Annotated in this window: 2 protein-coding genes; both read left to right on the plus strand. The window is 54.5% G+C overall.

Features of this window, described 5'->3' with window-relative positions; all coding sequences use genetic code 11:
* Positions 1–24: 24 nt before the first annotated feature.
* Positions 25–600, plus strand: a complete 576-nt coding sequence (locus tag DXA54_RS27460) for a conjugal transfer protein TraO (RefSeq protein WP_120081174.1) — start codon at positions 25–27, stop codon at positions 598–600.
* Positions 601–608: 8 nt separating this feature from the next.
* Positions 609–1,493, plus strand: a complete 885-nt coding sequence (locus DXA54_RS27465; protein WP_120081176.1) for a toprim domain-containing protein — start codon at positions 609–611, stop codon at positions 1,491–1,493.
* Positions 1,494–1,557 lie beyond the last annotated feature (64 nt).

The following is a 1,557-nucleotide window of genomic DNA, read 5'->3' on the forward strand; positions in this document are numbered from 1 at the left end:
TAACGAACTTCAAGTGCGTTGACCATGAGAAAGTACATCGCAATAATCATCGCGTCGCTTGCCCTGTGTACGGGGCAGGCGCACGCCCAGCGATGCCTGCCGAAGATGCAGGGCATCGAGGTCAGGGCGAACATGGCGGACGGCTTCAATCCCGGCGGCAAGGACAGCGGGTACAGCTTTGGGGCGGCTCTTTCCACCTACACGAAAAAGGGGAACAAATGGGTGTTCGGCGGCGAGTATCTGTTGAAGAACAACCCTTACAAGGACGGAAAGATACCCGTGGCGCAGTTCACGGCGGAGGGCGGCTACTACTTCAAGATACTCTCCGATGCCCGTAAAATCGTGTTTGTTTATGCGGGGGCTTCGGCTCTTGCCGGATATGAATCGGTGAACTGGGGCGAAAAGGTGCTGCATGACGGCTCCACGCTCCATGACCGGGACGCCTTTATCTACGGCGGTGCACTGACGCTCGATGTGGAATTTTACGTGGCAGACCGTATTGCTCTGCTTGCCAACCTCCGGGAGCGTTGCCTGTGGGGTGGCGACACGAGGAAGTTCCACACGCAGTGGGGCGTGGGTATCAAGTTCATCATTAACTGACGCGCCGCATGGAACGGAGGGAAATTGACGCCATGAGGCAAATATCCCTTGCAGACTTCCTCGCACGGCGGGGACATGAGCCTGTCCGAAGAAGCGGCAACGAGTTGTGGTATCGTGCGCCATACCGCAATGAGCGCACGCCCTCTTTCCGTGTGAACGTGGCGAAACAGCTCTGGTACGACTTCGGGCTTGGCAAGGGCGGCGACATCTTCACGCTTGCCGGGGAATTTCTCGGAAGCGGCGACTTCATGGAACAAGTGAAGTTTATAGCGGGAACCGCCAATATGCCTATGCCTGTCCCCGAAGTGAGTAAACCTACTTTTCTGCCTAAACCGTCAGAACCTGCCTTTGAGGGAGTGGAAGCCGTCCCGCTGCTTCGTTCTCCACTGACGGATTATCTTGCGGAACGGGGCATCCCTTACGTTGTCGCATCACGCTATTGCTGCCGACTGAATTACGGTGTGCGTGGCAAACGGTATTTCGCCGTCGGCTTCCCGAACGTGGCTGGCGGATATGAAATCCGCAGCCGTTTCTTCAAAGGATGCGTACCGCCGAAGGATGTGTCGCTGGTCAAGGCAGAAGGTTCTCCGTCTGACGTGTGCAGCGTCTTTGAGGGCTTCATGGACTTCCTTTCCGCTGTCACGCTCGGATTGGAAACGGGTGATTGCCTTGTGCTGAACTCCATTTCCAACGTGGAAAAGGCTATGAGGTATCTGGACGGTTACGGACGCATAGACTGTTACCTCGACCGTGACGAAGCCGGACGGCGTACGTTGGAAATGCTGAAAGAACACTATGGGGAACGTGTCTGCGACCGTTCCGCCCTCTATGACGGTTGCAAGGACTTGAACGAGTATCTGCAACTGACAACGAAAAAAAGAAATGAACAATAACTTAAAAATCAAAAGACAATGAACATACTGAACAACAAGAACAAGAGAACATCAATCTTCAAGG

The organism is Bacteroides sp. OF03-11BH, assembly GCF_003604005.1.
In the GTDB taxonomy this organism is placed as follows: Bacteria; Bacteroidota; Bacteroidia; order Bacteroidales; family Bacteroidaceae; genus Bacteroides; species Bacteroides ovatus.

Bases quoted from the DNA above. Each gene is read 5' to 3' on its own strand.
- DXA54_RS27465 (WP_120081176.1), top strand. From the start codon at position 609: ATGGAACGGAGGGAAATTGACGCCATGAGGCAAATATCCCTTGCAGAC.
- DXA54_RS27460 (WP_120081174.1), top strand. From the start codon at position 25: ATGAGAAAGTACATCGCAATAATCATCGCGTCGCTTGCCCTGTGTACG.